This window comes from Motiliproteus sp. MSK22-1, assembly GCF_001968815.1.
Classification (GTDB): domain Bacteria; phylum Pseudomonadota; class Gammaproteobacteria; order Pseudomonadales; family Balneatricaceae; genus Motiliproteus.
On the sequence record NZ_MIEQ01000035.1, the window covers coordinates 44151 to 70636 of the forward strand.

Sequence of the window (26486 nt, forward strand, 5' to 3'; positions counted from 1 at the left end):
TCAAAAGAATGGCTATTGGCTAAAAAACAGATAGAGCCCACAAAGGGCTGACAGCAGTAGTAAAAACAGATTCCAGAGAGCAATCACCTTGCGACGCCGACCACGGGCCTCCTGTCGCAGATAGCCAAGCAATCCGGCTGCACTGACCACCATCATAAACTCACTGAAGAAAACAGCTATCACCGTAGCTACCTTGGTGCCGCCTCCCCATTCCCCGAACCAGGCCAGAACAGAAAGAGACACAGCAACCATTCCAACTAGTGTCGGCAGCAAGGTAACGTAGTGCCAAGGAGAAACTCTTAGATTATCGGGTGGGGAAAGCTCTGGCTGCATTACTTTTCTCCGATGGTTGAATCAGTTTTTTGATTGTAATGGGAACCGTTCAACAATGGGAAGAAGAATAGTTGTTGATTTGACTTCGATGAATATATTTTGGCAATTAGTGGCCTTGAGTTGTCAGGAGTGCTTTATTTCAATTTCAGTTTAAGCTGAAAACCAGATTTAGTAGGTCCTGGCTGTTGCGCCAGATCAACGGACCATATGTCACTTGACAGATACAATCCCTTGTACTTGCAGGAGATATCTCTCCTACCTATAATCATATGCGACTAAACCGCTTTAGGGATAAGACCATGGCCTCTTCTGTTGGACGCGATACCAGTACTGATACTGAAGAAACTTTTGATATCACAGTTCTTCGTCAAAACCTGGTCGAACTGTTTAATAGTAACCAGATTAACTGGAGTGGGATCAATTGGCGTCAAACCGGCCAGCAAGTGGTTTTTGGTGATGATGACGAGAGTTCCACTGATGATTTGTTTTTGACAGTTGTTGGCACTAATGAAATGGATCATGTCAGAAACCCTACATTTTTCTTTCCTGACGGTGAAACAAATCGAAGTATTACTGGTGCCATGTTTGGTATGGCTGGGGATGATGTGCTCTATTCATTACATCCCGAATACATTCCATTTTTAGCGGGTGGTACTGGCAATGATACCTACTTTTTTGAAGGTGGAAGTTCCGCTGAATTCCTTGAATATGGTAACGATTCTGACGATACCCTTATTTTCAATGTAAACGATATTGGTTTTGTGGGTGATATTGAAGGACGCCATTTAATCATGGCCAATTCCAGTCAGTCTGATGTGCTGGTTATATGGAACTACACGGTTCCCGAGGCGCGAATAGAAAACTTCTGGATTGATTGGAATAAAGATGGAGTCAACGAAGAATATAAATATGATGAATTTATCAGTCTGATTAAGACCGATAGCACTTGGTTTGGAAGCCTTTCTTCAGAAAGCTTGGCTATTAGCGCTCCAACCTGGTACGAGCTAACTGAAAGCGTTGCCGGTGCATTAAACTCCTCTTTGGCGCATGAACCTTTTCGGGAAGCAGATCTAAGTGTTGTTGAAGACATCGCACGGTTATACACCGCGGCATTTGATCGCGCTCCGGATGTCGGCGGGCTTAACTTCTGGATTGGGCAGTGGGAGTTATCTCTTATTTCTATTAACCAGATGGCTGACGAGTTTTTGCTTTCTCAAGAGTTCCTGAATACCTACGGAGACCTTGATAACAACGCTTACATTACGGAACTGTATGACAACGTACTGGATCGTACGCCGGATGCCGAAGGTTTTGACTATTGGACTGGGCGCTTAACAGGTGGGTTAGAGAGGGCGGATGTACTGGTTTCATTTGCTCAATCGCCAGAGAATCGCAATAATTCAGAAGAACTTCTTAGTGGACTACAAGAAACCAGCCCAGGAGTTTGGGATCTGATTCTAATTTAATATCCCCTTTGTGCTGCTCTGTACCATTTAAGGGTCAGAGCAGATTCAATATGTTTGATCTTTCGCTCAACCCATCAATTAATTTGTCTCAGAGCTATTAGTTTTCCTGCCTCTAAAAAAGCAACCCCATTTCTGAATTTCAGCTTTTCCTGAATTTGGTAGAGGGAGCAGGAGTTGAACTTACGATCTTCGCGCCCGTATAGAGAGCTGAGCCCGACGAGACTTTCTTGCTTTTCAAACGAAAAAAGCTGAGATCCATTTCTGAATTTCAGCTTTTCCTGAATTTGGTAGCGGGGGCAAGATTTGAACTTACGACCTTCGCGCCCGTATAGAGAGCTGAGCCCGACGAGACTTTCTTGTTTTCCAAACGAAAAAGCTGAGATCCATTTCTGAATTTCAGCTTTTCCTGAATTTGGTAGCGGGGGCAAGAGTTGAACTTACGACCTTCGCGCCCGTAGAGAGCTGAGTCCGACGAGCTTTTCTGTACCCAGAAACCAAAAAAATCCAGACTAAAAATAGTCTGGATTTTTCTGAATTTGGTAGCGGGGGCAAGATTTGAACTTACGACCTTCGGGTTATGAGCCCGACGAGCTACCAGGCTGCTCCACCCCGCATCAACGTGGGGCGTACTATAGGGAGTTATCTGCTTAGTGTCCACACTTAACTGAACTATTTTTGTTTTTGCTTCAGGCCCATGGAAGATCCATGCATACCGCTTCTGTTATTTGTCAATTGGAAGCTGGGTTGTGGATATATAAGCCACCGAATTAGCTCCATCTGCATTTTACCTAAATCTTAAAATAGACATTAATGTTATTTTAATTGACACATGTGTCGTTTTTGTTACTGTGCAAAGACATCCTTGATGATCGGTTCTGTCGTTACCCCTCCCGGAGGTCTGTTGTGTTACCGGAAAGAGGTCAATGGGTACTCAATATGAGTTAGAACTGGTTACGAGAATACTATGCATAGACTGCTTTAGGATTAGAGACTTCAGTTTCAGACAAAACCGGACTCTTAGAGGTGAGCAGAATGGACAGCAGGTATTTACATCTTTTTAAGCCTATGACTCTGAGGCATAAGGTGCTGCGTAATCGCATTACCTTTGGTGCCCATACAGCCAATATGGCGGAAAATGGGCTTCCGGGAGACAGGCATTTAGGGTATTACCTGGAACGGGCCATGGGTGGAGCGGCGATGATTGTTGTCGAGCCTATGCCTGTTCATCAGACCGGAGTCTTGACCCGCGGTAACTTCCGACATAGCGATGATGCTGTTATTCCCTATTTTCGACGTATAACAGATGCCTGTCATGAGCAGGGCACTGTCATGATTCAGCAACTTTACCATGTTGGTCAGCATGGAGATGCGGATAATTCCTATTCGCCGAATTGGTCAGCTTCGGGTATGCCTTCTTACCATGACTCTGATGGTAGTCATGCTATGACAGGGAGGGAAATTGAGGAGCTTATCAGCGGTTTTATTCAGGCAGCAGTGCGCTGTCAAAAAGCTGGTTTTGATGGAGTTGAGCTATGGGCTGCCTACCATGCGTTGCTGGATCAGTTTTGGACGCCCTGGTCAAACAGGCGGGATGACAAATGGGGAGGATCATTAGAAAACCGAACTCGTCTGTCTAGAGAAATATGTGCGGGAATTCGAAAAGCCTGTGGTGAGGACTTTATCATCGGAATGGCTGTGAATGATGAGCCAGACTTTGATGTCACTCTGGGGCGAGAGGCGTTGGCTGAGGTGATTGCCCGGCATGATCAGGATGAGCTGGTGGATTATGTTACCTGTGGTACCGGAAGCTATCTGGATTTTTACAAGTTAATGCCGACGGTGTTTTATCCGGATAATCTGGGGGTGGAGCTTTCTGAGATTTTGAAATCTTCGGTCAGCTTCGCTCGAATACAGGCAGAAAGCCATATTCGTACACCAGATAATGCTGATTACGTTATTGGCTCAGGACAAGCCGATCTGGTTTCAATTGTCAGGGGGCAGATCGCTGACCCCCATTTAGTAAACAAAGCCAGGGAGGGACGATCTGAAGATATTCGTGGTTGTCTGTCATGTAATCAGATGTGCTGGGGACGGCGCTCGAGAGACTACTGGATTTCCTGTCTTATTAATCCCTCCGCCGGACGTGAGTTTGAATGGGGTGGAGATCGTTTTATTCCGACTGATAAGGTGCGGAACATTCTGGTTGTTGGTGCAGGCCCCGCTGGTTTGGAATGTGCCCGCGTGGCCGCTGAACGAGGGCATCAGGTAACCTTGTGTGAAGCCTCGGGTGAGCTGGGAGGGCAATTCCGGTTAGCGGGAAAACAGCCCAGAAGAGCTCAGATTCTGGAGCTGATGGAATGGTATGCCGTTCAGCTGGAGAAGCTGCAGGTTGACTTACGATATTACAGTCCGGTCGATGTAGATGATATTCAGGTATTTAAATCTGAAGTGGTGGTGTTGGCTACCGGTTCTCAGCCTGCCGGTACAGGTTATCAGAAGGCTTTGCCACAATTTGAGACGCTGGCAGGCATTGATAAAACTAATGTCTGGTCCGTTGAAGAGGTTATGTCCAAGTCTGCACGACTGGGGAAGCACGTTCTTCTGTTAGATGAAGGGGGGAATTGGCGAGGATGTGGCACAGCGCTGTATCTGCTTGAGCAGCGATATCAATTAACGATAGTGACTCCAGATCCTGTGGTGGGTAAAGAATTAGCTCGCACTGCAGCAGACTTTCCTCTTCGTAAAAAGCTAAAGGCTGCAGGTGTGAGATTTATGGTTGAATCAGCAATAACTGAATGGACGGGGAGTGGAGCGAAGGTGCTCTCTCTTCTGGATGGGTCAGTTCAGCTTGTTGAAGCAGATACTCTGGTTCTGGCGACGACCAATCAGGCGGAAGACAGTGTATATCGTGAATTGTCGGAGATGGATTCTGATCTGGAAATTCACTCTATAGGGGACTGTGTTGCTTCGAGACAGGCTCCCTACGCTTTTTATGAAGGTCGAAAGTTTGGCTTGGCTCTCTAAGGGATTCTCTAGCGTAAAAGGTGCTTATAAAGGGAGAAACAGAAATGGCAGATACTTTCCTGACGTTGGATGATATTCGGGACCTGGCATGCAGTGCTGCGAAAGCAAGTGGGGCAAATATTGATAACGCCAATGCTCTGGCTGCTTCTATTGAGGCGGCTGAAGCACAGGGTTTAACGAATGTTGGTCTGGCACATTTACCCGACTACTGCGACGGTTTGCGCTCAGGATGTATTGACGGAAATGCTGCCCCCACTGTGGTTAAACCAACGCCAATGGTATTTCAGATTGATGCTCATTCCGGTTTAGCCCATTCGGGATTCGATAAGGTTTATGACGATCTAGTATTAACTGCAAAGCAGTTTGGAGTGGCTGTTTTCTCCCAAAAGAATGGCTATACCTGCGGTGCTCTTGGGTATTTTGTGGATAGACTGGCCCGCGCCGGGTTGGTTGCACAAGCGAGCGCAAATGCGGGCCCTCCCTCCATCGTTGTTCCAGGTGGGAATAAACCGGTCTTTGGCACGAACCCGCTGGCTTTTGCGGTTCCTGGGTTAAATGGAGCTGCTTTATTGATAGATCAGTCATCCAGTGCTTCGGCGCTAGTCAATATACGCGCTGCGGCCCAGAGTGGTGAACAACTTCCACAAGGTTGGGCAGTGGATTTACAGGGGCAACCGACGACGGATCCAAATGCCGCACTGCAAGGGGCTCTGCTGGCAATGGGAGGCGGATATAAGGGAACCAATATTGCGTTGTTAGTGGAAATCCTGTCAGCAGGATTAACTGGAGCAAACTGGTCTTGTGATGCCCCTTCTTTTATTGGTGAAACTCAATGCCCTGACGTTGGTTTGTTCATCATTGTAATCGATCCAGCTATTGTTTTTGGGGACGGGTTTGAAGCGCGGATATCCAAATATATGAGTCGTTTTGTTCATGACTACGGGGGACGAATTCCTGGTAGCCAACGCAGCAGTGCTTTGGAAGGTAATAAGGAAGGGGTCTGGGTGACTGCTGAGCTTATCAATCGAATTAAAAATTATACGACCTGTTAACAGTGCTCAAGACATCGGCGATCGCGAAACGCCATCGACCACACTTTTTTGGTTTCCAGAATTTCTCATAGCTGGAGCCTGAATTATTAAATTTACTGGAGGTAAGTTCGGACCTAAGATAGTGATGTGCTAAACAGTAAAATTCGCAAGACCCTCTGGTTGAAAGAGACCTCAGGGTTGATAAAACGGTGATTTAGTCAAACAGGTTATATCACCAGTTACCCTCAAATAATAATAGACCGGTCATCTTCGGGTTAGCTGGGTCGCTCGTAAGAACCTGGTTAAGGGGAATGCAATGAACCTGATGTATCAGCCTACGGAAATACACTCTGAAACCATCAACATCGGTATTCCTGGAGTGCTGATGGATTCAGCAATTAACTCGCCGATTAAAGGGCTTCGCTCTGACACTGAAGTTGCAGTTAAGCAGAATACTCAATTTTCTTTTCAGAGACAGGCGCCTGGTAAAGAGTTAGCTGCATCAGCGAACTCCCAGAAAGCTGTGCAGGAAGTGGCCTTCCTGCTGTTACCCGGCTCTGGGCTTAGTTGTCTGAGTTTAGCTATCAATGTGTTGCGTCATGCTAATCAACAGGCAGGAGAATTACTTTATCGGTGGCATCTTCTGAGCGCCGATGGGTTGCCGGTATTAACTGAAGAAGGGTTCGAGATCGGTGTTCATTCTGCGATTACAACTGTCGACCCTGCTTCTTTGGACAAACTAATAGTCTGTGGAGGTCAGCAATATAAGGAGCAAACTGTATTGCGCTGGCTAAATCGAGCGGGTGCAAAAGAGCTTTGCATTGGAGCTCTGGGGCAGGGAAGTTATCCACTCGCCCGTGCTGGATTGCTGGATGGTTACCGTTGTACGATTCATTGGGAATATCTGGCCAGTTTGCAGGAGGAATACCCTCAGCTCGAACTCAGTTCACAGTTGTTCGTCATTGATCGGGATCGGTTTAGCTGCTCAGGTGGAAGCGCAGTACAGGACTTGATGCTGCATATGATAGGTACCGAAACCAGTGGAGAGTTGGCTTTAGCCGTTTCTGAAGTGCTGGTGTGTGGAATGCGACTTCCCGGTGAACCTCAGAAAGGTGCTTGTCGCCGATCCTCGTTAGGTTATGCACCTCCAAGACTGCAGGAAGCTATTCTGCTGATGGAGTCTAATATTGAAGAGCCGCTACGCTTACAGGAGCTGGCTGAGTTACTGGATATTTCACGGCGCCAGCTGGAACGACTTTTTCGAAAGTATCTTAACAGCAAGCCATCCCGGTATTACATGGAGCTGAGGCTGAATCGTGCCAGGCAACTACTGCAGCAAACCAATAAAAGCATTGTTGAGGTATCCATTGCATGTGGTTTCACTACAGCTTCTCATTTCAGTAAAAGCGTTAAGGAACAGTTTGGATGCTCTCCAAGATCCCTGTGTTTACAAAGAGGATACCGCGGTAATCAGCACTCCTGAGCTGTTGTTTTTTTGAGATGAAGCCAGAGGCTACCAGTCATGACTGCACCTTATCAAACGGCATCTGTTGCGGTGCGGGTTGGATTTGTTTTAGTGCCTGGTTTTGCTTTGACTTCCTTTTCCCTTGCGATAGAAGCTCTTAGCGTCGCAAACCTGCTTAGTGCCAAGACTGTCTATGACTGTAAACTTTACGCTGCTGACCCTGATGTCTCAGTTAAAACCGTTTTTAGTTCTAATGGAGTTCCTGTTCAGGTAGACACTCATGTCAGCGAGTGTTCTTTGCCTGATATCGTTTGTATCTGCGCCTATAAGCTGGCTGCAAAATATGATTGCAGTTTGCTGTTTTCCCTGCTGAAAAAACTGTCCAGGAAAGGATGCCGTTTTGTGGCTTTGTCCAGCGGTAGTTTTATCCTTGCTAAGGCAGGGATTCTGGAGGGCCACAGTTGTAGTTTGCTTAGTGAAGAAACCAATACGTTTCATGAGTTATACCCGAAGATATCGGTCCGTGAAAATCTATATACAGTCAGTGGAAATATTCTGACTTGTGCTGGTGGTGTAACCACTCTCGATATGCTGCATTACGTCATTGCTCAGGATTATGGCAGCGAACTTGCCAATCGGGTATCGCAGAAATTTTTGCAGGAAAGAATCCGATCTCAGGAAGAGATCCAAAGCTCGCAGCGTTACTTCCACCTTAAGATGAAATCGGCCTGTTTAGCTGCGGCTATCGAAATAATGGAGAACAACATTGAACAACCCTGTTCCATAGAAGAGCTGGCCAGGAAAACAGGATCGACTACACGAACACTGGAACATGTATTTCAGCGCTATGAGAGCATGACTCCGGGTCGTTATTATCTTTTTCTTCGTTTAGACAGAGCGAAGAGAATGGTTGAAGAAACTAACCTGCCGATTGCGACCATTGCTCAGGCTACCGGATTTGGTTCACAGAGTTATTTTACCAAACGCTTCAAGGAAACCTATGCTATTCAGCCACGGCAATTACGCCTTCAGCATTATAGTTGAGTCTGGTTATAACAGTTTTCGGATTTGTTATATTCAGCGTACTTCGTTTAAGTAGACACTGTGTTCCTCTTTATTTTCTCCGGGAATAGGTGGGAACAGTGAATATTGCGATTAACCGCAGCCTCGAAAGTAAAACAACGTCTTTTAATGAGATCCCTATCGTTGATATCGGACCTTTACTGGATAACAGTGAGCCGATAAAAGTAGCTGATAAGATCGGTTACGTTTGTGAAAATATTGGCTTTCTCTACATTAAGAACCACGGCATCAGCAAAGAGCTGATTAATGAAGCTTATACTCTGGCTGAAGCCTTTTTTTCCCTTCCTGTTGAAGAGAAAAATAAGCTTGATATTAAACTATCCGGTCCTACATTACGGGGCTATATCCCGATGTACCGTGAAAATGTGGACCCTGGCTTTACCCGTGATTTCAAAGAATGTTTTGATTTTGGTCTGCATCAGGACGAGGTGTCTCCGTTTCATGGTCCCAATCTGATGCCAGAGACTCCTTTGCGTTTTAAGGAGGTTTTTGAACAATATCATGCCGCTATGCTAAATCTGTCTCGAAAGCTTATTGGTGCTATTGCCTTAAGTCTTGATTTGCCGCAAGACTATTTTGAAGACCTGCAGAAGAACCCGATAACCATTCAGCGCTTGTTACATTACCCTCCACAAGAAGGAGAGATTGCTCTGGATGAGATGGGTATTGGCGCTCACACCGATTATGGTTTTCTGACAATTCTGTCGCAGGATTCCAGCGGTGGTTTACAGGTGCAGAATCGTCAGGGAGACTGGATTGAAGCTCCTCCGGTAGAGGATACATTTATTGTTAATATTGGTGATCTGGTACAGACATTTACGAATGATCGCTATATATCCACCGTACACCGGGTTATCAACAAAAGTGGTCGGGAGCGATACTCTATCCCATTTTTCATCGATTTGGACTATGAGGCTGTTGTACAGGTTGTTCCAACTTGCAGCCGTGCCGGGGCTGCAGAAAAATATGCGCCCTATACCAGTGGAGAGCATAAGTATAAGCGCTTTGTCGACAGCTATATTCATTTGCAGAATCAATAACCGATAAATCAAAACCTGCTGGGTTTAACCGGTGCTGACAGGGTTTAACGGCCGGTTATCTATCGGCACGTTGAATTGGTGATTACATAACCTTCGGTAGCTGTTGTCGTAATATCTGAGCAAAGTTGGCCAGGGTGGGAGACCCCCTGTCCTTCTGAAAAATCCGTATGTCAGTCTGTCCCAGTGCCGGAAGGTTCCATTCGTCCGGCACAATCTGGAGTTCATTGGGAATACTTCCCTCTGCAATGACTGACAGTCCCATTCCTGCAATGACAGCGGCCTGTACACTTACCGCTCCCTGTGCAGAGAATACGATACGATAAGGGATTCCCAGAGCATTTAATACCTTGAAGGTATGCTCCCGGTAAATACAGCCTTGCGGGTGGAGGGCCAGAGGTATGGGCTGGTCTGGTTGATAGTTAAATTCAGGGGAGCAGACCCACTTTAGCTCTCGGGAAGTTAAGGTCTCCCCACCTTGGTAGTCAGGCATGGCGTTGACAACGGCAATATCCAATTTGTCATCACAGATAAGTTGTACCAGGTCTCTGCATAGATGCATGGTCAGTTCAATCTGATTAACAAATTGAATTTGATTTGCCAGAAAGTTCTGAAAAAAACCCACCGTCAAATCTTCCGGTAAGCCAAGGCGAATAATCTCTTTTTTATCTTTCTGCAGTGCCGTACCCACCATCTTGTCGTGAGCATCCAGCACCGAAATGGCTTCCGGTAACAGCAGGTTTCCGTTTGGGGTCAATCTCAGGTTGTGGTAGTTGCGGTGGAACAGGCTGGCACCTAATTGTTCTTCGAGTTTTTTAATCCTTAGGGATAAGGCCGACTGGGAACAGTGCAACGCCAGGGCTGCTGCCGAAAAAGACCCCAGGTTTTCTGCAAGAACAAAGCTACGTAGCGCAGCAATATCCATATTTACAACACTGGCCATTGGAATTCCTCATAGCTATCAGCGGAATTAGTCAATTTACTGGCAGCCAACTGAATTGTAAAGTTTATTGAGGCTAATGACTAATCCGAGCTGAAACATTAGCCGATCTGAAATATAGCCACAGAGGGTATGCAGACATGAGCACAACTACTACATCTACAACAACAAGAACACGCCGTCGCGGTGGTCGTAGCTCACTCCGGGAAATCCGTTCAAAACATGTTGAGAAAATGCTACCTGGACTGACCCGGGGGCTTCCGTTGACAGAGCCCATGGACGAAGATCAGATCAAGAGAATCGATAATGAATCGATGCGGATTCTCGAAGAGGTGGGGGTGATGTTTCGTGATCCTATCGCTCTCAATCAATGGCGCGAAGCAGGCGCTGAGGTTGAGGGAGAGCTGGTTAAAATTGATCGAGGCTTGATAAAAGAGCTGATCTCTTCGATCCCGACTGAATTGACCTACCATGCCCGGAATCCTCAGAATAATGTAGAGCTGGGAGGCCGCCACTCTATCTTTGTTCCAATGACGGGGGCTCCGTTTATGCGGGATCTGGAGGATAAGCGCCGTTGGCCAACGCTGAACGATTTGGGTGACTTCCATAAGTTGGCTCACATGCTGCCAGCACTGCACTCGACAGCCCACCATATCGTTGAGCCGATGGATCATCCGGTTGCCCACCGGCATTTACGTATTACTTATTCATCTATGAAGCATTCTGATAAAACTTTTATGGGTATGACTTCTTCCGGTAAAAATGCCCAGGATGTGATGAAGATGTGCGCCATTCTTTTTGGTGAAGAGTTTATGCAAACTCACCCGGTCACTACCGGTAATATCAACGGCAATTCGCCGCTGGTCTGGGATGAAACCATGCTTGGGGCGATGCGTGCCTTTGCGGAATATAATCAGCCGGTACTCTGTTCTCCTTTTGTTCTTGGGGGGGCCAATACGCCGGCGTCCGTTGTGCCTGCTGTCGTGCAACTTAATGCGGAAGCCCTGTCTGGACTGGCCTATACTCAGCTGGTTCGCAAAGGAACGCCTGCCATTTACGGCCACTACCTGTCTACCGTCTCCATGGCGTCAGGCGCCCCCATGGCGGGTACACCTGAAATCAGTCTGATGAACTTTATGATTGGTCAGATGGCTCGTTTTTATGATGTACCCTGGCGCACTTCTAACACACTGGGAGGAGCTAAAACCTTTGATGCTCAGGCAGGTTATGAAAGTGCCATGACCATGAATGCGGTATTAATGTCTGGAGCCAACTATATCTGGCATTCTGCTGGCTGGAATGAGGCCGGAATGCATTGTTCCATGGCCAAATTTGTGGTGGATGCAGATATGTGTGGAATGGGTTATCGAATGGCAGAAGGGCCGCGATGGGATGACTTCGATGAAGCCCTTGCAGCCGTTCGAGATGTCGGTCCGGCAGGCCATTATCTCGGGCACTCTCATACCATGGAGAACTTTCAGCGGGCATTCTATATGCCTAAGCTGTTTGATAATAACTCCATTGAGCAGTGGCAAGCTGAAGGGTCAAAAGAAATAACAGAACGAGCGCTGGCTTATGCTAAAACCCTGTTGAGCGAGTATCAGGAGCCCAAACTGGATGACGCCAAAAATGATGAGCTGTTAGATTTTGTCGCTCGACGCGAACAGGAAATTCCTGCGGTGGATGCGTTAAACGAATCCCATTAATTTAGCTGCAACGGCGAACCGGCTCTTTAAACCCAGTGAGTCTTTAAAATTCAAAGACTCACTGGGTATTCAAAAAATATGTTGTGCCGGCTTTCTCAATTGTGCCGGCTTTCTCAATAAGAGTGATGAAAGACTCATTGGATCACCTTTTCACAGGCCTTTTGCCTTTCGATAATATAACAGCAGCAATAATCACCATCGTGCCCCCGGTTAACATCGTCAGGCTAAGACTTTCTTCGATGAGTATCACGGCAATAGCCACTGCAACAATGGGTTCCAGTGTCGATAAGGTGGCTGCATCAGATGCCCCTATTCGAGGAGAGCCGCTAATAAAAGTAGCTATTGGCAGAATCGTGGCGAACAGGGCGAGTCCCAGGATAGCAAACCAGCCGCTGGCAGACTGTGGCCAATCTGCACCTTGAAGCATCAGAGCAACAGAAAAAGTAACCGCACCGCCAACAAGAATGACTCCAGCTGAGGCCATAGGGTTCTGTGGTGGAACCTTATGGGTGCCATAGAGAATGGCGGATCCGTAGCTGAGGGCGGCAAACAGAGCCCAGAAAATTCCGGCCATATCCCCGTGAAAATCCATCCCTGTCGCCAATAGCACGCCACTACTGGCTAGTACCAGGCTGAATATTTTACTCCAGCTTGATTTTTCAGCCAGAAAGAGAATGGAATAAAGTGTCACAAAGGCAGGAAACGAGAACATCAATATGACGGCCAGACTGACTGAGGCGCTGTGACTGGCACTGTAGTAGCCAAGTGCCGCACCGGCGTATCCGATACCAATCAACAGTGTCTGAGCAAATAGCTTAGGAGTTGGAAGGCTGATCTTACGTTTTTTCAGCCACAGCAATAGCAGGATAGCAGCCAAAGAAAAGCGTGCGAACAGCAGGCCAATAGGATCTGCGCCTGCCTGGTAGGCGAAATAGGCAAAGAAAGGCTGGAGGCCGTAACTGAATGCAGCCAGCAGAACCAGGATAAAACCCCGGGTGTATTCTTGCTGATGGCTGGGAATATAGCTCGTTTGCATAGGGTGGTTCCGGTAATCGCTCTGGTAATTGGTTGTTATAGGCATCCAGATGTAATGGAAATAATGCTGAAACAGGTCTGCCTGGGATGACCTTACTGATAAACAGAAAACGGCCTCTGACTTGGAGCCAGAGGCCGTTTTTTGGTAATGCACGTTTATCTGGACAGTTTGCTTTTCATGGTGTCACAGTACCAGTCAACAAATTGGCAGACACCGTTTTCGGCGATTTCAGAGAAAGGACCAGGAACATAGGAAGGGGATCTGAGGCCACGGAAGGTTTCTTCCACCAATTGGCGATCCTGATCATTAGTGGCCAGCCAGACCTTTGTCAGAGTATCAAGGTCATAGTCCCGATCCACCTGTGAATCTTTGTGTACCAGCCATTTGGTTGTGACCAGGGTTTCTCCAGGTCCTAATGGCAGTATCCTAAAGCTCAGGGCATGATCACCAAGAAAGTGATTCCACGTGGATGGGTAGTTAAAGTACAGCAGGGCGCCGATATTTTGCTCGTCAGTGTTATCTAAGCGGCTATTAACGGCTGGTTTGCCATCCATGGTATAACTGACTGAATTGTTGAACAGTGGAATTCGCGTCATACGGTATTGGCCGTTTTCATCCATATGCATGCGACTGGGCAGACCGGCAGCTTCACAACGCTCCCAGAGCTCAATGAGTTCTGGATCTTCATTGCCACCAACCCCTGCCACGGCCGGGTTCTCCATAAATGACTTCAGCAGCTCGGGATGATTGCTGTCACAGTGGTAGCACTCTCGATTATTTTCGAACACCAGTTTCCAGTTACCTTTTTCAATCAGATTGGATTCGAAGGCAACTTTACAGTTATCCAGATTATGGGGCGTGATAAATTTGGACAGAGCCTGGCGGAATTCAGCAAAATCCGGTGCTTGCTCAGCGGTGCAGACGTAAATATAGGAATTAACAACTTCACAGTGTACTGGCATCAGGCCGTGATCATCATTATTGAAGTGCTCACCCATGTTGGCTGCAAACATCAGTTTACCGTCCAGATCATAGGTCCAGCGGTGATAGGGGCAGACCAGTTTGGCCACCTTTCCTTTGTTCTCCGCACAGAGGCGAGAGCCCCGATGGCGACAGGCATTATGAAACGCACGGATGTGCCCCTGGCTATCCCTTACGATCACGACCGGAAAGTCGCCGATCTGCAAAGTCAGGTACTCACCGGGCTGTTCTATTTCGAAGGAGTGACCTGCGAAAATCCATTCTTTGTGCCAGATTTGCTCTAGATCGTCCCGGTACACATCTGCGCTCAGGTAAAGATCGCGACCTAAGGCATGGCCGGGTTTACGTTGGTTGATAAGGGCCAGCGTTGTTTGATCAGTAACTTGGTCTGTCATTCTTGTCGCTCCAGAGTCAGCATCTGTTGTTGCTGGTTTTTATTTTCATATTTTTTTCTTTTTTATTGTGGCAGTCTGATATGTGGAGCTTCAGGCTCAAATCATCACTGTGCGTTGTAGTGTAGAAGTGCAGCGTAGCGGCGCAAAACGACTTTTTATACTGAAAATTGAAAACACGTAGTTATGGTTAAACATGTAGAACCTGATAAAACCCTGGTAAAAATGCCTTCCCTGAGGGCTGTTAAATCTTTTGTAGCGGCGGCCAAGTACCAGAATTTTACCCGTGCAGCAGAAGCTCTTTGTGTTACACAGGCTGCTATCAGTCGTCAGATCCGAGAACTGGAAGCATCTTTGGGAGTGGCTCTTTTTAAGCGGGCAGGGCGGGCTGTTGAACTGACAGAGGCCGGGACCATTCTTTATGATGCTGCCTATCTTTCGTTCGTCAATATTGCCCAGACCGCAGATCGAATAAAGTCCACTCATACCAATAAGCAGGTGTTGACGATATGTTGTTCACCTGCATTTTCGGCCCTTTGGCTCTCTCGTCGTTTACCGGGATTCTTTGCAGCAAATCCTGATATAGACATCAATGTTGTGGCGACGGAAAACTTTCTGAAAATGGAACCGGGGGTATATCCTGATGTGTTCATTAATAAAGTAACGGACCCCCGTAAAGGCTATCATTCTATCCCTTTGTTTCATGATGTGATTTATCCTGTCTGCACGCCGCAGTTTGTTGCGGAAAATCCGATGATTAATAGCCTGGAGGGACTGCGGGATACGGTACTGCTCAACTTGAGCCCCTATGGTCGTGCCCAGATTGCTGAGCATGTCGACTGGGGAGTATGGTTCGGTTTTCATGAAATACAGTTTGATGAGCGCCCGCGGGACGGCAGTCATGTGTTCAATGCAAATGATTACAATATGTTGATACAGATGGTATTAAATCATCAGGGAGTTTCGTTAGGGTGGCATCATCTGGTAGAGCCATTAATGGAGCAGGAGCTGTTGGTAAAGCCCGTTGGGCAGGAGTTAGTGTTTGAGAAAAAATTTCATTATCTTACTTATGCTGAAAGCAAAGTGGATAACGAAGAATTTAGCCGTTTTAGAGATTGGTTACTATCCTGTGTTGATCCGTCCTGTTAATCAGCCGGAAGGTTCAGGGGGTTATTGCTGTTGTATACGTCGAGCCCTGCCAGGAGTTTCGTGGAAAAAATGTTTATAGGCACGAGAAAAACTGGAAGCGTCTGAAAAGCCTACTTCCGCGGCCAACTCCATCAGTGGCATCTGACTGTTAAGCACAAGAAACTGTGCCCGTAGCATACGACGTTGCATCAGGTATTGCTGGGGGGTTATGCCGAACTGACGCTGACAGAGATGATAAAAATGACTCTCACTGATATTGACAGACTGTGCCAGTTCAGCATTGTCTGGTGGGGAAGCCAGGCGCCTGTCAATAAAGTTATCCAACTCTGTTCTGCATAATCGCTTATTTCCTGTCGGAACCGTTTGCCGGGATGAATACATCTGGCACAACTGAGTCATAAACAAAGAAACTAACTGGCAGCTGACCAAGGGATTGGTTTGGTTTTTTCCTCGTTGCAGTTGACCGGCGGCAAAATCCAGCATGGGTATGATTTCTGAACTCAGGGATATAAATTCCGGCCGTTGGAACAGGGTTTCACTGAAGGGCATCTGGCATGCCTTTTCCAGAGCCTGAATATATGGATCTCGGTCGGACAGGTCGACTACCAGAAGTTCGCTGTCGTCAGTCAGCCCTTCAAACAAATGCTCAACAGAGCTCGGTATAAGCGCAACCGTACCTTTGCTTAACCGGTGAGCATCACGCTGAAACTCACAGTCCATCTGGCCACGCCAGCCTATCAGTACCTGCGCATAGCTGTGGCAGTGTTCGCCCCGCTGTCGAGCAATTAAATTCCGACGTGTCTGGCTGCTATTCATAGAGTTACTGGGTTAGTTGCGAGTGAATTAAAGCAGGTTCATAGTCTCAGTATATAACTTCAGAGTTTGAATCAAAGATACAAATTTTGTTTTAGATACCATGGGGTACAGATTAACAATAAGAGAATCCGTTATGCAATTGAATGCTGATGAAGTTCAGAGTGCCCTGCCATGGGACGCCTTGATTACCGCGTTGAGTGAGATGTTTGCGCGCGATGATGTCTGCTCACCGATTCGTCATCATCACAGTATCCAGGTACCCGGAGAGCCTGAGGCTACTTTACTGCTGATGCCGGCATGGCTGAGTGGTGAATATCTGGGGGTTAAGCAGGTTAATGTCTTTCCCGGCAACAGTCGTCAAAACATGCCTGCGCTTTCCAGTCATTATACGTTGAGCTGCGGCAAGACCGGTCGTCCTTTAATGTTACTGGATGGAAATGAGCTGACAGCCCGACGTACTGCTGCTGCCTCCGCTTTGGCTTCGCGTTTTTTGTCCCGCGAAGATGCCAGTAATATGCTGATGGTGGGTGCGGGCCGTATGGCGTGCAGACTGATACCGGCACACATGAGTGTTCGTTCCATCCAAACTGTGCAAGTCTGGAACAGAAATGAAGAGGCCTCGGCTAGTTTGGTCGCGGAGTTACAGGCTGCTGGTGTTAACGCTCGGATTTGTGCTGCCGATCAGCTGGAAGTGGCTGCACAACAAGCGGATATTATCAGTTGTGCCACTATGGCCACTGCTCCTTTGATACTGGGAGATTGGCTAAAACCGGGGGCTCACCTCGATCTGGTCGGCAGCTTTACCCCAACTATGCGTGAAACTGATAATACTGCCATGCAACGTGGCCTGGTATTTGTTGATACCCGCAAGGGGGCTCTCAGTGAAACCGGCGACCTTATTATTCCCATTTCTGAAGGTGCAATTACAAAAGACAAAATTGTTGCTGAATTTCATGAGCTGTGCAGTGGTAAGCACCCAGGACGATCTGGTTTGGAAGATGCTGAGAACGCCGTAACAGTTTTTAAATCTGTGGGGGATTCTATGGAAGATCTTGCGGCAGCCATTCTGGCATACCAACAGAGTTCTCACTCCTAAACAAATACAGCCGTGGGGAAGTGCTCTACCCATCCTCAGGAGTCTACATCATGAAACAGAAAAGTTCAGTCAAGATAGCAGCGCCCAGTCTGGGGGTTGCGTTGATTCCTATCGTTTTGACGATAGCTTTATTAGCAGTCCAGATTTTTTATTATGATGATTTTACACCCCATATTGCATTGGCCATCGGGTTTGCTATTACCGCTCTGGTCGGGTGGTCGCAGGGGTATCGGTGGAAGGATATTGAATCAGGGGCTTTTCACGTATTGCATGTTGCGATGCCCTCAATTGCCACATTAATTGTGGTTGGGATGTTGGTCAGTACCTGGATTTCCAGTGGAACGGTACCATTGCTGATCTATTACGGACTGGAGCTAATAGATCCTGCCTGGTTCCTTGCGGCTGCCATGCTGCTATGTTCGGTAGTTTCGCTCTCCATCGGTACTAGCTGGACGACTGTCGGCACAGTGGGGTTGGCTCTGGTGGGAATAGGCACTGCCTTTGATATTCCGGTATATTGGACCGCTGGTGCTGTTGTATCGGGAGCGTTCTTTGGCGACAAAATATCTCCTCTGTCGGATACTACCAATTTGGCCGCCGCCGTTACTGAAACCAATGTGTTCGATCATATTCGCAATATGATGCCGACAACTATCCCTGCGATGGCAATTGCTTTTTTGATCTATCTGATTGTGGGCGGGCAAACGGCTGCAGATGCCTCACAACTTGAACAGATAGCCTTATTCAAAGAAGGGCTGAGCAATCATTTTGATTTGGGTGTGCTGCCGTTGATACCGCTCCTGGTTGTCATGGGGTTGGCATTTTTTAAGGTTTCACCGATTCCTGCACTATTCACCGGTTTTGTTCTGGGAGCATTTGTCGCTGTTTATAATTACGGGTACAACCTGAATGAGGTTCTGACCTTTGCCCACAGTGGATTTAAGATCAGCACCGAATCTCCATCACTGGACAGTCTTTTAAACCGTGGTGGAGTGTCGTCCATGACCTGGGTTGTCACCCTGATGATGTTTGCCCTGGCTTTTGGTGGCGCGCTGGAGCGTACCCGTTGTCTGGAATCTGTGGTGCAATCGATTATGCATATGACAAAAGGTTTCAGAGGGTTGCAGAGTAGCGCTATCTGTACATCGATAGCCACTAATGCGGTTTCCGGTGACGTTTATCTTTCGATTGCTCTTCCGGGTCGAATGTACGGCCCGGAATACGACAAGCAGGGGTACAGTCGTCTCAATTTGTCCCGCGCCATCGAAGAAGGTGGAACGCTTGTGTCCCCCTTGATTCCATGGAATGCCGGAGGAGCATTTGTTATGGGGACGCTGGGTCTGACGGTGACTTCCGGCGATTACAGTGCCTTGTTGTATGCGCCGCTGGCATTTGCTTGCTGGTTGTCACCGGTAATAGGAATTCTTTATGCACAAACCGGCTGGTTCTCCCTGCGCGCTGATGCAGGTCATGATGATAATGAGTACAAAGAGGGCGTCGATCTTGTTAGCGATGGTCGGCAAGTGGATAGCCGGCAAGCGGGTAAAGGAGTTATCTGATGTATTCCCCTGACGCTAATAATACAACCGGCTCTGTTGCTGTCGTTGGAGCCGGGGTTGTTGGTTTATGTACTGCGTTGGAAGCACAACGGAATGGATATCAGGTGACTCTGATTGATCGAGATGCGCCTGGTTTGGGGGCATCTTTTGGCAATGCGGGTTACCTGGCGACTGAATTGATTGATCCGTTATCTACCGGCAAAACCCTGCTCTCAGCTCTATCCATGTGGCTTAACCCCCATGGGCCGTTAGCGCTGCCGCTCTCATATATTCATCGCATATTACCCTGGCTGCTCCGCTTCGTTTTTGCGGCATATCCGAAGGTTGCAGATCATGGACGTAGGACTATTCATCAGCTCAATCAGGCTTCGGTTCCCGCTTGGCGGCGGTGCCTGAAAGATATCGAAGCCGATGGTCAATTAATACAGTCCGGTTATCTGCTGGTGTGGGAGTCTGCAGATAAGCTGGAAGATGCCAGGCAGCATGCCCGTTATTTAAGGGAATGGGGCATTACAACCAGACTGATCCGTGGTGAAGAACTGGCTGAGATGGAGCCAGAACTGGCCGGTCGAGTAAGTCATGCGTTGTATTTTCCTGAGGCTTATCAGGTCCGGGATCCTTATCAACTTTGTATGCAGTTGTTTTCCGCATTTCAGGCTCGTGGCGGGCAGTTTGTACAGCAATCCGTTAATGCCTTGTTGCCGATAGAGAATGCTGTAAGGCTTCAAACCCCTTCAACAGCATTAAGGTTCGATCAGGCTATTGTCTGTGCCGGGGCATGGAGTAAACAGTTATTGCAAAGTACCGGCCTGGAGGTGCCATTAGAAGCCGAACGAGGCTATCACCTGACCATTAAAGCTCAGCATATCAAGCTAAACAGGCCGATTGGCTCAGCGGAGAGACGCTTTGTGATGAGTCCCCTTGACTCTGGAATTCGGGTGGTTGGAATGACTGAATTGGGTGGGCTGAAGCTAAAGCCGATCAAACGCCGTTTTGATTCACTTCGTTATCATTGTCGGAAGCTTATCACCTCACTGAATGACCCGTCTCTGGAAATCAGTGAATGGATGGGGCATCGCCCTACGTTACCGGACTCATTACCCGTTATTGATCGCCATCCAGACTATCCTCAGTTGCTATTTGCTTTTGGTAATCAGCACCTGGGGTTGACTCAGGCGGCAATCAGCGCTGAGATGGTGGTGAATTTGATGGCTGGAGAGCCTTCAGCTAATGATCTAGAGCCTTCAGCTAATGATCGAAAGCAATCAGCCATTGACCGTGGGCCTTTTCGGGTAGACCGGTTTTAAGTGGGGCGGTAACAGTGATTTCGGGAGGTTTTTGATGGCACTTTCACTTTATAACTACAACATTGTTCGTGTTACCGACGGAAAAAAGATAGTCAACTGCACGATTATCAAAATGTGTTTTGACTATGCTGTTATCAAATACGAAGGGACTCAATACAAAGTACCCTACAGCATGATTGATCAGGTGGTGGGTCATGAATTACTAATGACTGCTCAATAACCTGCCTGATCTTGGCTGGCAGTTTGATCTCCTTTATTTTGATTGAGGGTTATTTCAATAGAGATGACGCCTGATAAGGGTCAAGTTCCACAATCGACATACAGTTTAAGGTCGTAAAACCTCTCCTGATAAAGACGAGCCCGCTTCAATGCGGGCTTTGTTTTACTCCATTTTTTAGTCCATTACTGCCTGTGATCAATAACTCATCGTTATGTTTATTGCGAAAGAAATGTTGCTGTGGCGATTTTGAATTCTTCGTTAGTCTGTATTGGCGGTTGAAGGCAACTGAAAAGCTATTCAAAACAGTATTCAAAACACAGAAATCTGTAACCACATTGAAAGCCCAAACTGTCGCAGGGCTAGTCTGAAACTTCTTTTGAAGTAGTCATGCTGGTTATGTTGTTTCGAGTGTTTTCGAGAATAAAAATCCAAACTACAGCAGGTGAGTTAAATGCGCTTTGATGGGATTTACACACCGGTGATCACACCTTTTGGTGAGGATTACTCAATAGACTATGACGCCTTTGCCCTGATGATTAAGCACTTGCTAAATGCAGGGGTGCAGGGTGTCATTGTTGGCGGAACTACGGGTGAGTATTACGTTGAAACTCACGAAGAGCGTGTACGTTTATTGCAGATTGCCAAGGATCATACCGAGGGAAAGATTCCCGTGGTTTTTGGTACTGGCTCGCTGAATCCTGATGATTCTATTGCGCTGGCTGAAGCTGCTGCAGAGCACAATGCTGACGCTATTCTTGTGGCTACTCCACCTTACTCGCTGCCGACAGAACGTGAAGTGGCAATGCATGCCCTGGCCGTAGACCAGGCCGCGAATTTACCGGTGATGTTGTACAACTATCCGGATCGGATGGGCGTCATGATGGGGGAGGAATTCCTTGACAGAATTGGTCGCTCTGCCAATTTTCAGGCCATTAAAGAAAGCTCTGGAGATATTAATCGACTGCATTTACTGGCTCGGGATTATCCGCATATTCAGCTTTCTTGTGGCATGGATGACCAGGCATTGGAATATTTTGCCTGGGGGGCCAGGAGCTGGGTCTGTGCAGGTTCCAACTTTTTGCCTGAAGAACATATAGCGATGTATCAGGCTTGTGCTGTTGAAGGTGATTTTGACAAAGGTAGAAGAATCATGTCGGCGATGATGCCCCTGATGAGAGTACTGGAGCAGGGGGGGAAATTTATCCAGTGTGTCAAATACGGTGTCACCCTGGAAGGGCTTTATGCAGGGCCCACACGGAAACCACTGTATGGACTGAACCGGGATGAAAAGCGCTCTCTGGAACAGGTGATCCGTACAGTCAAAACGACGATTGCCCGTATTGTTGCTGAACCTTCCGAAAAGCTCATCGATGGAACAGGTAAACATCTTAAAAGTGCTGAACAAACGGGAAAAAATACCCAAACAAGTGCTGTAAGTTCAGTAGCTGCTGGTGCCAGTGCGAAAAAGGGGGAACTAAGTCATGTCTAATTTGCTGACTCATGAAGAATACCAGGCTATTGCTGCTGATCTAAATCCACCGAGCATGAGTTTCATTGATGGTCGCTTTCGTCCTGCCCTGTCGGGCAAAACGCTGCCCACTATCAATCCTGCTACTGGAGAGGTTCTGGCGAAGATTGCCGCATGCGATAAAGAAGATGTGGATTCGGCTGTTGAAAAAGCGCGTGAAGCTTTTGAAGATGGGCGTTGGAGTCGCCGTCATCCCGATGACAGAAAATCCGTGTTAATCAAACTGTGTAAACTGATTTCTCAGAACAGCCGGGAGTTGGCTGTTTTGGAGAGTCTGGACTCCGGTAAGCCAATTCTTGACTGTGAAACCATCGACATCCCTGAGTTGATTCATACCATCAAGTGGCATGCAGAAGCGATTGACAAAATTTATGATCAGACTGCACCGGTGGGACCCAATGCGGTATCTATGATTGTGCGTGAACCGATCGGTGTGGTCGGAGCGGTATTACCGTGGAACTTCCCGTTATTAATGCTGGCCTGGAAAATAGCACCCGCACTTGCGGCAGGCTGTTCGATGGTCGTTAAACCTGCCGAACAAACGTCACTTACTGCATTAAAAATCGCAGAACTTGCGATGGAAGCCGGGCTGCCCCGTGGGGTTCTGAATATTGTCACCGGAACCGGGGCCGAAGTCGGAGAACCCCTGGGGTTACATATGGATGTGGATATGGTGAGCTTTACCGGCTCAACCTTAACCGGTCGGCGTTTTCTTCGGTATGCGGCGGATTCGAACCTGAAAAAAGTGGTTCTGGAATGCGGTGGAAAGAACCCCTGTGTGGTGTTGGAAGATGCCGAAGATCTGGATCTGGTAGCCGCTCAGGTTGTTAATGCAGCGTTCTGGAATATGGGGGAGAATTGTTCGGCGGGTTCCCGCCTGATTGTCCATGAAAAGGTTAAAGATGAGTTGTTGGAGCGAATAAAGAATCATGCCCGCGACTGGCGTACCGGTGATCCTCTCAATCCTGCTAATCACCTGGGTGCCCTGATCGATAAGAACCATTTCAACAAAGTCTCTGGCTATTTGGACCTGGGTAAGGAAGAAAATAAAACTGTCCTGCTGGGGGGGGAAACCATGGATGGCGTGTACGTACAGCCTACCGTATTTGACGGTGTCCATCGTGATGATCGATTGGCTCAAGAAGAAATCTTTGGGCCGGTGCTGTCTGTGATCACTGTCTCCAGCTATGAAGATGCAATCCGTGTAGCCAATGATACCGATTATGGTTTGGCTGCTTCTGTATTCACGGCGAATGGAAAGCGTGCTATCCGCGCAGCTCAAAGTATCCGTGCCGGAACGGTAACGATTAATTGCTTTGGTGAAGGGGATATCACCACTCCTTTCGGGGGGTATAAACAGTCCGGTTTTGGTGGTCGAGACAACTCTATTCATGCGCATGATCAATATACCGAGCTCAAAACTATCTGGATTGACCTGGGCGACAGTGCTGATGAGATCTACGTAAGCTGATCTTGCTGCGATTAGCTTAGTCATTGTTCTGAAGTCGGCAGTGTTAAATATGACTGCTGACTTCAGTGTTCACTGGCGTTTCTTATCAATCAATATTGAAGAGTGAAATCACTGACAGTTAGAGCTGTGGCTTTTTTGTGCTGCCAATCTTCAACAGGGTCAATCTTTAAAATAATAGAGCAGAGCTATGACTAAAGTGATTCAGGTCACCCGTGTACCTAAAGACACAGGGCCTGCTGCCTGGAATGCGATTTTGGAAGCTGCGACTCCCTACCCGCAGTTGGACGGTGATATTACCGCCGACTGGGTGATTGTTGGTGGTGGCTTTACGGGATTGGCCGCGGCTCGCCGTCTCAGCCAGATTGCATCCGGGGATAAAATTATTGTCTTGGAAGCCTGTGGACTGGCCGAAGGGCCAGCTGGTCGCAATAGTGGATTCATGATTGATCTCCCTCATGATCTGAATTCAGAAACCTATGCGGGAGCGGCTGATGAGGACCTGAAACAGATTCGATTGAATCGAGCGGCAATCGATTTTACAGCTCAGCTGGCCAAGGATTTTGGCATGTCACAGCAGGTCTTTATGGGCTGTGGCAAAGTCACAGGTGCGGCTTCGTCTCGTGGTGAAAAACACATTCAGAGCTATCTGCAGCATATTAAGGCGCTGCAAGAGGATTACCGACTGCTGGATGGCGCCGAAATGAAAGCGCTGACCGGAATTGATTTTTATACTCAGGGACTTTATACGCCCGGAGCCGCAATGATACAGCCCGCAGCCTTTATTCGTCAGGCCGCCAGAGGGCTAAGCAAGACCGTCTCTATTTATGAAAATAGCCCGGTTATTGAGATGCAGCTGGGAGCTGATCACCTGCTGAAAACGCCTAAGGGGAAAGTCAGGACGAAGAACATAATCCTGGCGGTGAATGGACACATTCAGTCCTTTGGTTATTTTAATAAAAAGCTATTACACGCCTTTACCTACGCCTCCATGACCCGTCCATTGACACCTGAAGAAGTCGAACGACTGGGTGGTGAAGCCAATTGGGGAGTGTTGCCGGCAGATCCGATGGGGACTACCGTTCGGCGAGTATCAAACCTGATGGGCAGTGGAGATCGTTTGACAGTCCGTAATCATTTTACTCTGAATCAATCTCTGGAAGTGTCCCAGGCGCAGATACAGAGTGCAGCCAAAAGTCATGATAAGGCATTTCGGGCCCGATTCCCGATGCTCGATACGGTACCGATGGAATACCGCTGGGGAGGGCGACTGTGCCTGTCTTTGAACTCGGTGCCTGCCTTTGGCGAGCTCGAAGAACGGGTTTATTCCGCTGCCTGTCAGAATGGACTGGGTACTGTTAAGGGAACCCTCTCCGGGATGATGGCTGCGGATTTGGCTGCCAATGTTGATTCCGCCATTTTGCGGGAATACATGGCTTATGACCCCCCCTCCCGCTTGCCGCCCGAACCTTTCCTCTCAGTCGGTGCAAACGCGACTATGCGTTGGAAGGAGTGGCTTGCTGGAAGTGAGTTATGAACGGACTGATAACTCAGAGTTATGGTTTTCTGGTAGCAAATGTCGTTAGACCCGAAGGGGTATTATTTTTAAGGTAGTACTGCAGATGGAGATGATTTCCGAACCTTTATGGAAACTTCTATGCAGTAAAGCGTTAGCACTACAAATATAAAAAGGTTGCGCTATGAGTACTGAACAACCGTTGTTATCGATCAAGAACGTATACAAAGTTTTTGGTGACGACCCCGAACAAGCGATGAAGATGCTGGATGAGGGTCATGATAAAGACTCTATCTTCGATAAAACCGGCCAGACAGTCGGTGTCATGGATGCCAGTTTCTCCGTCAACAAAGGTGAGATTTTTGTCGTAATGGGGCTGTCCGGCTCCGGCAAATCCACCATGGTTCGTCTCTTGAATCGTCTGATAGAACCTACCTCAGGCAGTATCGAATTAAATGGCAAGAATGTAACCCAGTTAAGTTCCGAGGAGCTGTTGCAGGTTCGCCGTAAAGAGATGTCTATGGTCTTCCAGTCTTTTGCTCTGATGCCCCATATGACCGTTCAGGATAATACTGCATTTGGATTGGAAATATCAGGCGTTGATCAGCAGGAACGTGAGCGCAGGGCTAAGGATTCTCTGTCTCAGGTAGGACTTTCCGGTTATGAAGATAGTTATCCTCATCAGTTATCCGGAGGGATGCAGCAGCGCGTTGGGCTGGCGAGGGCGCTGGCTAATGACCCGACAATTTTATTGATGGATGAGGCGTTCTCAGCACTGGACCCACTGATTCGTACAGAGATGCAGGATGAGCTGGTCCGATTACAGCGAGAACAGGAGCGGACCATTGTTTTTATCTCCCATGATCTGGATGAGGCGATTCGAATCGGGGACCGTATTGCCATTATGGAAGGGGGGCGGGTTGTGCAGGTGGGAACACCGCAGGAAATTCTTCGTAACCCTGCTGATGATTATGTGGAGATGTTCTTTAAAGGTGTTGATCCCGGGAAGGTGTTAAAGGCTGGAGATGTTGCTGAGCGTAAACCGCAAGAGGAAATCATCGGAGTGTTCAGCGGAGCAACAGACACAGATCAGGACTATCAGTATGTGGTTGATGAAGCCGGAACCTTTCTGGGGCTGGTCAATACGCGAGAGGCCCCTGATGAGCTAGTTTCAGATTTCCGGAGCATTAATGCCGAGAGCTTGGTGAATGAGGTGCTCGATAGTGTGGCCCGGTCTGACTATGCCGTGCCGGTATTGGATCAGGCGGGATGCTATCAGGGAAATATCTCAAAACAGCAGCTTTTACAAACCTTACATAATGCCTAGACGGGA

The 26486-nt window shown here is 47.7% G+C and carries 21 protein-coding genes and 1 tRNA gene; 16 read left to right on the forward strand and 6 right to left on the reverse strand.

All coding sequences use genetic code 11. The annotated features are described in order from the left end of the window. Window positions 1-12 precede the first annotated feature (12 nt). Entirely contained in the window at window positions 13-333 is a 321-nt protein-coding gene (locus BGP75_RS09560; RefSeq protein ID WP_076718135.1) for a hypothetical protein, read from the reverse strand. A 299-nt stretch (window positions 334-632) separates the two neighbouring features. On the opposite strand from BGP75_RS09560, the gene BGP75_RS09565 reads away from it, so the two are divergent. After that, the gene (locus BGP75_RS09565) at window positions 633-1799 is read left to right on the forward strand and encodes a DUF4214 domain-containing protein (RefSeq protein ID WP_076718137.1); all 1167 of its coding nucleotides are present in this window, start codon (window positions 633-635) and stop codon (window positions 1797-1799) included. Window positions 1800-2336: 537 nt separating this feature from the next. Here BGP75_RS09565 and BGP75_RS09575 read toward each other — a convergent pair. Beyond that, a tRNA-Met gene (locus tag BGP75_RS09575) sits at window positions 2337-2413 on the reverse strand. A 418-nt stretch (window positions 2414-2831) separates the two neighbouring features. Between BGP75_RS09575 and BGP75_RS09580 the strand changes: the two genes are divergently transcribed. The 5 genes from BGP75_RS09580 to BGP75_RS09600 all read left to right on the forward strand — a co-directional run bounded on the left by BGP75_RS09580 (window position 2832) and on the right by BGP75_RS09600 (window position 9442). Beyond that, the gene (locus BGP75_RS09580) at window positions 2832-4823 is read left to right on the forward strand and encodes an FAD-dependent oxidoreductase (RefSeq protein WP_076718142.1); all 1992 of its coding nucleotides are present in this window, start codon (window positions 2832-2834) and stop codon (window positions 4821-4823) included. Window positions 4824-4867: 44 nt separating this feature from the next. Continuing rightward, window positions 4868-5875 carry an Ldh family oxidoreductase gene (locus tag BGP75_RS09585; RefSeq protein WP_076718144.1) on the forward strand — a complete coding sequence of 336 codons (1008 nt, stop codon included), beginning with the start codon at window positions 4868-4870 and terminating at the stop codon, window positions 5873-5875. Between the two features lie 295 nt (window positions 5876-6170). Further along, complete coding sequence (locus BGP75_RS09590) at window positions 6171-7337, forward strand: GlxA family transcriptional regulator (RefSeq protein ID WP_083704726.1); 1167 nt, start codon at window positions 6171-6173, stop codon at window positions 7335-7337. Between the two features lie 39 nt (window positions 7338-7376). Continuing rightward, window positions 7377-8363, forward strand: coding sequence for a GlxA family transcriptional regulator (locus BGP75_RS09595; protein WP_076718146.1), 987 nt, complete (start codon window positions 7377-7379; stop codon window positions 8361-8363). 98 nt (window positions 8364-8461) lie between these two features. Beyond that, complete coding sequence (locus tag BGP75_RS09600; RefSeq protein ID WP_233152897.1) at window positions 8462-9442, forward strand: isopenicillin N synthase family oxygenase; 981 nt, start codon at window positions 8462-8464, stop codon at window positions 9440-9442. A gap of 82 nt (window positions 9443-9524) precedes the next feature. Here the strand turns inward: BGP75_RS09600 and BGP75_RS09605 are convergent, their stop codons facing one another. Next, window positions 9525-10382, reverse strand: coding sequence for a LysR family transcriptional regulator (locus tag BGP75_RS09605; protein ID WP_076718151.1), 858 nt, complete (start codon window positions 10380-10382; stop codon window positions 9525-9527). A gap of 137 nt (window positions 10383-10519) precedes the next feature. Here BGP75_RS09605 and BGP75_RS09610 point away from each other — a divergent pair, with 137 nt between their 5' ends. Further along, on the forward strand, window positions 10520-12085 hold the full coding sequence (locus BGP75_RS09610; RefSeq protein WP_076718154.1) for a trimethylamine methyltransferase family protein: 1566 nt from the start codon (window positions 10520-10522) through the stop codon (window positions 12083-12085). 142 nt (window positions 12086-12227) lie between these two features. Here BGP75_RS09610 and BGP75_RS09615 read toward each other — a convergent pair whose 3' ends face one another. Then, window positions 12228-13121, reverse strand: a complete 894-nt coding sequence (locus BGP75_RS09615; protein ID WP_076718157.1) for a DMT family transporter — start codon at window positions 13119-13121, stop codon at window positions 12228-12230. Between the two features lie 155 nt (window positions 13122-13276). Continuing rightward, window positions 13277-14497 (reverse strand): aromatic ring-hydroxylating dioxygenase subunit alpha, encoded by a 1221-nt coding sequence (locus BGP75_RS09620; protein WP_076718159.1) that lies wholly within the window; start codon window positions 14495-14497, stop codon window positions 13277-13279. 183 nt (window positions 14498-14680) lie between these two features. Here BGP75_RS09620 and BGP75_RS09625 point away from each other — a divergent pair, with 183 nt between their 5' ends. Beyond that, window positions 14681-15643, forward strand: coding sequence for a LysR family transcriptional regulator (locus BGP75_RS09625; protein ID WP_076718161.1), 963 nt, complete (start codon window positions 14681-14683; stop codon window positions 15641-15643). A gap of 21 nt (window positions 15644-15664) precedes the next feature. On the opposite strand, the gene BGP75_RS09630 is transcribed toward BGP75_RS09625, so the two are convergent. Further along, window positions 15665-16459, reverse strand: coding sequence for an AraC family transcriptional regulator (locus tag BGP75_RS09630; RefSeq protein WP_076718164.1), 795 nt, complete (start codon window positions 16457-16459; stop codon window positions 15665-15667). Window positions 16460-16592: 133 nt separating this feature from the next. On the opposite strand from BGP75_RS09630, the gene BGP75_RS09635 reads away from it, so the two are divergent. From BGP75_RS09635 to proV, 8 genes are all read left to right on the forward strand, one after another. Continuing rightward, window positions 16593-17555: an ornithine cyclodeaminase family protein gene (locus BGP75_RS09635; RefSeq protein WP_076718166.1), complete on the forward strand. Its 963-nt coding sequence runs from the start codon at window positions 16593-16595 to the stop codon at window positions 17553-17555. Between the two features lie 50 nt (window positions 17556-17605). Continuing rightward, on the forward strand, window positions 17606-19114 hold the full coding sequence (gene nhaC / locus BGP75_RS09640; protein WP_076718168.1) for a Na+/H+ antiporter NhaC: 1509 nt from the start codon (window positions 17606-17608) through the stop codon (window positions 19112-19114). After that, window positions 19114-20421, forward strand: coding sequence for an FAD-binding oxidoreductase (locus BGP75_RS09645; RefSeq protein ID WP_076718170.1), 1308 nt, complete (start codon window positions 19114-19116; stop codon window positions 20419-20421). The genes nhaC and BGP75_RS09645 overlap by 1 nt, the downstream gene beginning before the upstream one ends. Before the next feature lie 34 nt (window positions 20422-20455). Continuing rightward, the gene (locus tag BGP75_RS09650) at window positions 20456-20641 is read left to right on the forward strand and encodes a hypothetical protein (protein WP_076718173.1); all 186 of its coding nucleotides are present in this window, start codon (window positions 20456-20458) and stop codon (window positions 20639-20641) included. 451 nt (window positions 20642-21092) lie between these two features. After that, a complete protein-coding gene (locus BGP75_RS09655; RefSeq protein WP_083704727.1) occupies window positions 21093-22130 on the forward strand; it encodes a dihydrodipicolinate synthase family protein in 1038 nt (345 codons plus the stop codon). Next, entirely contained in the window at window positions 22123-23640 is a 1518-nt protein-coding gene (locus BGP75_RS09660; RefSeq protein WP_076718175.1) for an aldehyde dehydrogenase, read from the forward strand. Before BGP75_RS09655 ends, BGP75_RS09660 begins: the two co-directional genes overlap by 8 nt. Before the next feature lie 187 nt (window positions 23641-23827). After that, window positions 23828-25174 (forward strand): FAD-binding oxidoreductase, encoded by a 1347-nt coding sequence (locus BGP75_RS09665; RefSeq protein ID WP_076718177.1) that lies wholly within the window; start codon window positions 23828-23830, stop codon window positions 25172-25174. Window positions 25175-25337: 163 nt separating this feature from the next. After that, a complete protein-coding gene (gene proV / locus BGP75_RS09670; protein ID WP_076718180.1) occupies window positions 25338-26480 on the forward strand; it encodes a glycine betaine/L-proline ABC transporter ATP-binding protein ProV in 1143 nt (380 codons plus the stop codon). Window positions 26481-26486: the final 6 nt, after the last annotated feature.

What these genes read in the sequence shown, in the direction of transcription:
- BGP75_RS09560 (WP_076718135.1), bottom strand. Translation starts at nt 333, where the DNA reads ATGCAGCCAGAGCTTTCCCCACCCGATAATCTAAGAGTTTCTCCTTGG.
- BGP75_RS09610 (WP_076718154.1), top strand. Translation starts at nt 10,520, where the DNA reads ATGAGCACAACTACTACATCTACAACAACAAGAACACGCCGTCGCGGT.
- BGP75_RS09655 (WP_083704727.1), top strand. Translation starts at nt 21,093, where the DNA reads ATGCGCTTTGATGGGATTTACACACCGGTGATCACACCTTTTGGTGAG.
- proV (WP_076718180.1), top strand. Translation starts at nt 25,338, where the DNA reads ATGAGTACTGAACAACCGTTGTTATCGATCAAGAACGTATACAAAGTT.
- BGP75_RS09565 (WP_076718137.1), top strand. Translation starts at nt 633, where the DNA reads ATGGCCTCTTCTGTTGGACGCGATACCAGTACTGATACTGAAGAAACT.
- BGP75_RS09585 (WP_076718144.1), top strand. Translation starts at nt 4,868, where the DNA reads ATGGCAGATACTTTCCTGACGTTGGATGATATTCGGGACCTGGCATGC.
- BGP75_RS09635 (WP_076718166.1), top strand. Translation starts at nt 16,593, where the DNA reads ATGCAATTGAATGCTGATGAAGTTCAGAGTGCCCTGCCATGGGACGCC.
- BGP75_RS09665 (WP_076718177.1), top strand. Translation starts at nt 23,828, where the DNA reads ATGACTAAAGTGATTCAGGTCACCCGTGTACCTAAAGACACAGGGCCT.
- BGP75_RS09595 (WP_076718146.1), top strand. Translation starts at nt 7,377, where the DNA reads ATGACTGCACCTTATCAAACGGCATCTGTTGCGGTGCGGGTTGGATTT.
- BGP75_RS09590 (WP_083704726.1), top strand. Translation starts at nt 6,171, where the DNA reads ATGAACCTGATGTATCAGCCTACGGAAATACACTCTGAAACCATCAAC.
- BGP75_RS09630 (WP_076718164.1), bottom strand. Translation starts at nt 16,459, where the DNA reads ATGAATAGCAGCCAGACACGTCGGAATTTAATTGCTCGACAGCGGGGC.
- BGP75_RS09605 (WP_076718151.1), bottom strand. Translation starts at nt 10,382, where the DNA reads ATGGCCAGTGTTGTAAATATGGATATTGCTGCGCTACGTAGCTTTGTT.
- BGP75_RS09660 (WP_076718175.1), top strand. Translation starts at nt 22,123, where the DNA reads ATGTCTAATTTGCTGACTCATGAAGAATACCAGGCTATTGCTGCTGAT.
- BGP75_RS09645 (WP_076718170.1), top strand. Translation starts at nt 19,114, where the DNA reads ATGTATTCCCCTGACGCTAATAATACAACCGGCTCTGTTGCTGTCGTT.
- BGP75_RS09615 (WP_076718157.1), bottom strand. Translation starts at nt 13,121, where the DNA reads ATGCAAACGAGCTATATTCCCAGCCATCAGCAAGAATACACCCGGGGT.
- BGP75_RS09620 (WP_076718159.1), bottom strand. Translation starts at nt 14,497, where the DNA reads ATGACAGACCAAGTTACTGATCAAACAACGCTGGCCCTTATCAACCAA.
- BGP75_RS09580 (WP_076718142.1), top strand. Translation starts at nt 2,832, where the DNA reads ATGGACAGCAGGTATTTACATCTTTTTAAGCCTATGACTCTGAGGCAT.
- nhaC (WP_076718168.1), top strand. Translation starts at nt 17,606, where the DNA reads ATGAAACAGAAAAGTTCAGTCAAGATAGCAGCGCCCAGTCTGGGGGTT.
- BGP75_RS09625 (WP_076718161.1), top strand. Translation starts at nt 14,681, where the DNA reads ATGGTTAAACATGTAGAACCTGATAAAACCCTGGTAAAAATGCCTTCC.
- BGP75_RS09650 (WP_076718173.1), top strand. Translation starts at nt 20,456, where the DNA reads ATGGCACTTTCACTTTATAACTACAACATTGTTCGTGTTACCGACGGA.